Origin of the sequence: Bacteroides sp. AM16-24, from assembly GCF_003471885.1 — a bacterium.
Classification (GTDB): Bacteria; Bacteroidota; Bacteroidia; order Bacteroidales; family Bacteroidaceae; genus Bacteroides.
Genome location: NZ_QRKI01000039.1, coordinates 420 through 4,894 on the forward strand (window position 1 = coordinate 420; position 4,475 = coordinate 4,894).

The window sequence follows — 4,475 nt, forward strand, 5'->3', positions numbered from 1 at the left end:
GGGCGATAAAATCTCCCCAATCCTTATATTCATTCTCCACTTCGTCCACAAACAAACCATTCCTATACACCCTCTTTGTCAGCAACGGCGCAAACATATACTTTTGGAACATGGCATATTGTACCGGTGTGTCCGTGCCATCCTTCCACGCGTCATAAGGATATCGGTAGCAAGTAGTCAGTGTATCACTGCCCGCACCGGCCAAAGACTCTTCAACAATCTGCCCAAGATCATTGTAGCGGTAACAGGTAATCCGGGTTACTCCGTCCTTCATTTCACGGGATTCCTTCACGGCATATTCACCGCTGGTAATGTAATAATTGTAGTAATCGTGCAGCGATCCCTCAATGGCAACCGCGTAGTTATGGTTTGAAGGGGCCGAGAAAAGATGCTCTATGTCAGACAGGGTAGCACCTTGGTCAAGGATATGCGCATAGCGGTTCACCTTCAGATTCAAATGGTCCTTGCGGTTTGTTTCTTCATATACGTTTTCAAGGGAATAAACCACATGCCCATTCCCGTCCCTCACCGTCTTTTGGAGTAGCTTCCCCGATTTCCAGGCATACGACCACAAGGGAATTTCCGTCTTATAACCACGCCACGTCCTATTCATCACATAGTCGGGAAAGTCTGTATAGACATACTTCGTGCTCCCATAAGCGCCGGAGAGGGAACCCACATATTCTGTGACAACAGGATAGACCACCGAACTCCCCTGTGCGAAGTAGCTGCATTTCGGGAAGGGGTAGTACGTTTTGGAGAGGATTCGGTCACCGGGACCATCTATAGGCTCACCGGGCTTGTTATACAATCTCTCCACAACGAGGGATGGAACCATGTAATCGTAGGAGTCCACCCGACGGATGGCACGACCGTTACCGTCATCGTTGTTACCGTACTTATACCATTTACTTTCCTGCAAGTTTCCGGCCGAATCATAATTCTTTATCCCTGCAATACGAAGCCCGCCATACGTCTGATTATCGGCGCGATGAGCCTCATAAGCAAACTCGGAGTATCCACGGGTTGGATAAGTTATCTTCTTTAATATACCCAGTTGCATAGCAGACGGATTAGGAGTACGGTCCATGCCGGGAATTTTCTGCCCATCACTAAACCCATAACGGGGTACAGTGAAATCGGGAACATAAAGCTGATTGGCGGAAGAAGCAAATGAAGAATTATAATATCCCCAGTAGTCGATGCTGACATTGCCTTCAGGTTTCTTTCCATTGTATTCCAATCGGTAGGAATAGACAGTACTGCCTGTAGGAGTACAGAAATTCACAGCATCCAAGTAGGCATCATCGGTCTTGTCAAGGGTAACGGTACGCAACAGGGTACCATTAGCACCGAGAATATCAATTCCCGTCAAAGAATGCGAGTGCTGTCCGGAATAGTAAAACTTCACCTTCCCCGCACTGCTGCTGATTTCAGCGAGCACAGGAGTTCTGAATTTCTTATAAGAGATGCCAGGCATTCCACCACCATAAGAGGTTCCTGAAGTGACTGTTCCGCCGTAACGGGTGGTTTCACTGATGACATAAAAGTAATTCAGTATAGGACGGCTAACATCGTTCGCCTCACTTACACCAAAATACTTGTAAGTAAAGTTCACCGTTTCCTTACCGTCGGCCGAGACAATACGCGTCAAGTAATACGTACGGTTGCGGTCATAGTCGTCGCTGTCTCCATACTCAAAATAATAGACGTTGCCCTCCTCATCGTGTGCCCTGGGATAATAATCTCCTTCAAGGGTCAGCGTAGAAGGAATACTGAAATTGTCGCCTTTATTCATGGCGTAGTGTTGTCCACTGTGTCCGGGAAAAGTGAAGTTATATACATCATATTCCGAATCACGGTAGTAGTCCACCTGTTGATAGGAGCTTTGATTGCCGTTCTCTACATACTCCAGTTGCAACTGGTCGGAATCAGACCTTCCGGACTTGTCATTAAACACAATATCAGACACTTCCTTCACAAACGGCGGCAGTTCGGTGCCGACAGGACGAGATATTCCCGCTCCCCGCGCACTGTAGCTCACCGTCCCGCCCGCCATCAGCGTCCAGCCGTATCCTACCTCCATCGGCAGATCGTCATACTTCAGCCCCGAGGCATGATATTTAAACTCTATGGGAATCTTGATACCCTTCACCTCAATGGTATGAATGGGGATTGTGATATCCACCAGCCCCGTATACAGGTTGGTGGGATAATATCCGAAACGGTCTATCATAGTCGCCTTGGGCGACGGAGTGGCCAGTTGCGGCAGGCTGGGCACACCGGACGACTGCCCGTGCATGCCCACGGCACACAATATGCCGACAACGACGGTTAATATTCTTTTTTTCATATAATTCTATGTATTAAAAATGTTTGATTGATATTTTGAAACTTCAGACAGGAATTTTGTGAAAGCGGAAAGAATGAGGTGGTGTCAAAACTTAACCTTAATGTATCGCATTCATTGCATTTGCTCCCACTACTCCTGCCACAGCCGAAACTACTGCGATGATCACTTTAAAGATCATGCTCCATACAGATTTTTTAATTGCCATTATTTTCCACACCTCCTTTCCACCAGCTTTTAATTTTTAATTTATAATTTCTCAAAGCTCCTTCCTCACCTCAAAGCACGGACACTCCTTTATCCACTCCTCCGGCTCTATCACCCCATCCCCATTCAGGTCCGGACTGAGGTCACGATGTCCGCAAATGCAGACATTGTTTTTGAACCGTTTCAGCAATTGCGCCACCAGCAAATGCATGGCACTGCGTTGCTCCGGCGTGCGTGTATCCTTGGGACGCCCTTTCGCGTCCAGACCGCCTTCATAGCATATCCCGATGCTGTGGGCATTGTGCCCCTTGCAATGTGCACCCACAACTTCCAGTGGACGGGTATTCACCACCGTACCGTCACGACGGATGTAATAATGATAGCCAATGCCTCGGAACCCGCGACGGCGATGTATCGTTTCCAATTCCTCCACCGCAAGGCTACGATCCTCCCGGGTAGCGGAACAGTGAATAATGATGTGATCAATTGTTCTCATGTAATGATTTATAATTTATGATTTATGATTTATGTTTTTTAATTTCTGAATCCTCCGGTTTTAGCCCTTATCCCAGCGGATCATCTTCTATGCCGCCATCTCCGGAACCGCCCTGGTTGCCACCACCTTCCTCTCCATCGGCGCCCGGCATGTTCAGCCGCTTGAGCTGCGTTTCAAGGTCGACAAAGTCGATGCGGTCCTCCGCACGGGTGGTGGCAGGGTCCAGGTTGGGACGGATGGCGCTCGAAGCACGGAAATTGATACGGACCGCCTTGATCTTCTCAGGCAGGCAATCCTTCTTGAGTACCGAACCTGTAGTGCTAGCCGAAAGGCTGAAGACGCCAAAACCCTCGACATTGACGGAACGGCCGTTGTAGAGTTCACAGCGCAAGGCTTTCACAAAATTGGTGAGTACACTCTGAATGTCGCCCAAAGTAAGCGAGCTGCTTTCCTTCATCTGGGTAGCAATACTGTTCAGGGTGGCAGACTTGCCCCAAACCAGCAGTTGGGGATAGTACTTACCCGAACCGTCCTTCAGGAACGGGTTCTTACGAAACTGTTTTTTGTACGTTACTGACATAATAATTGATTTTTTGAAGATTGATATTTTTCGTTTATCAATCGGTATGAATCGGTATCGGGCGAGGAAATGGCAGAGGCGACGTCTTATCTCCGGAAAATTCCTCGCAGGGTCCCCGCATTGAGGACACGACAAAGGTACGGAGCAGAGAAAAGAAGGATGGACGAAAAAGGATGTACCGGAATGTACTTGTACGAACTTTGTCATACTTTGTCCCACAACCGATGCGAATCGGGAGTTGAATAAACGGTTGGCAGGGAATGGCATAACGAAAAACAAGCAATGCCGTGGCGTGAAACATAGCTTGTTCCACGCCACAACATTGCCTGTTGACAGCCCAAGTGCGGGATGTATTATCTAAGACGCCCCACCCGCTCAGGGCGCATCCAGATACTTCACCAGTATCGCCACCTGACGCCGGCTGAAGAGCTGGTCGTTCTTCCCCTCGGGACCGCCGTAAAGCTCGCGGTGCAGGGACGGATTGAAGTTTATCCAACGGCGGAGCTTCCTCAAAGCAGCTTCGGACGAAAGACAGGGAAAGTAAAGCAGTGCCAGATCGGACTTCAGATATGCCTTGATCTCAAACCGGGCAGCTTCGAAATCGGGCTCTTCGGAAAAGGCTGTTTCGGGATTTGTGTACTTTTTCATAATCATGATGTTTTCTGTTATAGTTCATATTTTATTCAGGAAAAATCGGAACACCGGAAAGGCTTCGGGAAGCACTTCCGGTGCTTGGACAGGGGTCAATTTAGGGTCAGGGTCACTTATAACCCCGTCCAGACCCCGTTTTACGTTTCTTCCGATAGCCATTCTCCTCTTTTACAAGATATTGAAGCTTCAAG

5 protein-coding genes are annotated in these 4,475 nt (G+C 48.4%); all 5 read right to left on the reverse strand.

Annotated features, from left to right (window positions below; all coding sequences use genetic code 11):
• A partial coding sequence (locus DW182_RS21830; RefSeq protein WP_199678651.1) for a hypothetical protein occupies window positions 1-2,353 on the reverse strand: 2,353 nt, incomplete at its 3' end.
• A gap of 97 nt (window positions 2,354-2,450) precedes the next feature.
• On the reverse strand, window positions 2,451-2,558 hold the full coding sequence (locus DW182_RS22215) for a smalltalk protein (RefSeq protein WP_370449840.1): 108 nt from the start codon (window positions 2,556-2,558) through the stop codon (window positions 2,451-2,453).
• Window positions 2,559-2,609: 51 nt separating this feature from the next.
• Window positions 2,610-3,053 (reverse strand): N-acetylmuramoyl-L-alanine amidase, encoded by a 444-nt coding sequence (locus DW182_RS21835; protein WP_118296840.1) that lies wholly within the window; start codon window positions 3,051-3,053, stop codon window positions 2,610-2,612.
• Window positions 3,054-3,120: 67 nt separating this feature from the next.
• Window positions 3,121-3,633, reverse strand: coding sequence for an HU family DNA-binding protein (locus tag DW182_RS21840; RefSeq protein ID WP_118296842.1), 513 nt, complete (start codon window positions 3,631-3,633; stop codon window positions 3,121-3,123).
• A 375-nt stretch (window positions 3,634-4,008) separates the two neighbouring features.
• The gene (locus DW182_RS21845) at window positions 4,009-4,281 is read right to left on the reverse strand and encodes a DUF4248 domain-containing protein (protein WP_118296844.1); all 273 of its coding nucleotides are present in this window, start codon (window positions 4,279-4,281) and stop codon (window positions 4,009-4,011) included.
• Window positions 4,282-4,475: the final 194 nt, after the last annotated feature.

Bases quoted from the DNA above. Each gene is read 5' to 3' on its own strand.
- DW182_RS21840 (WP_118296842.1), bottom strand. From the start codon at position 3,633: ATGTCAGTAACGTACAAAAAACAGTTTCGTAAGAACCCGTTCCTGAAG.
- DW182_RS22215 (WP_370449840.1), bottom strand. From the start codon at position 2,558: ATGGCAATTAAAAAATCTGTATGGAGCATGATCTTTAAAGTGATCATC.
- DW182_RS21835 (WP_118296840.1), bottom strand. From the start codon at position 3,053: ATGAGAACAATTGATCACATCATTATTCACTGTTCCGCTACCCGGGAG.
- DW182_RS21845 (WP_118296844.1), bottom strand. From the start codon at position 4,281: ATGAAAAAGTACACAAATCCCGAAACAGCCTTTTCCGAAGAGCCCGAT.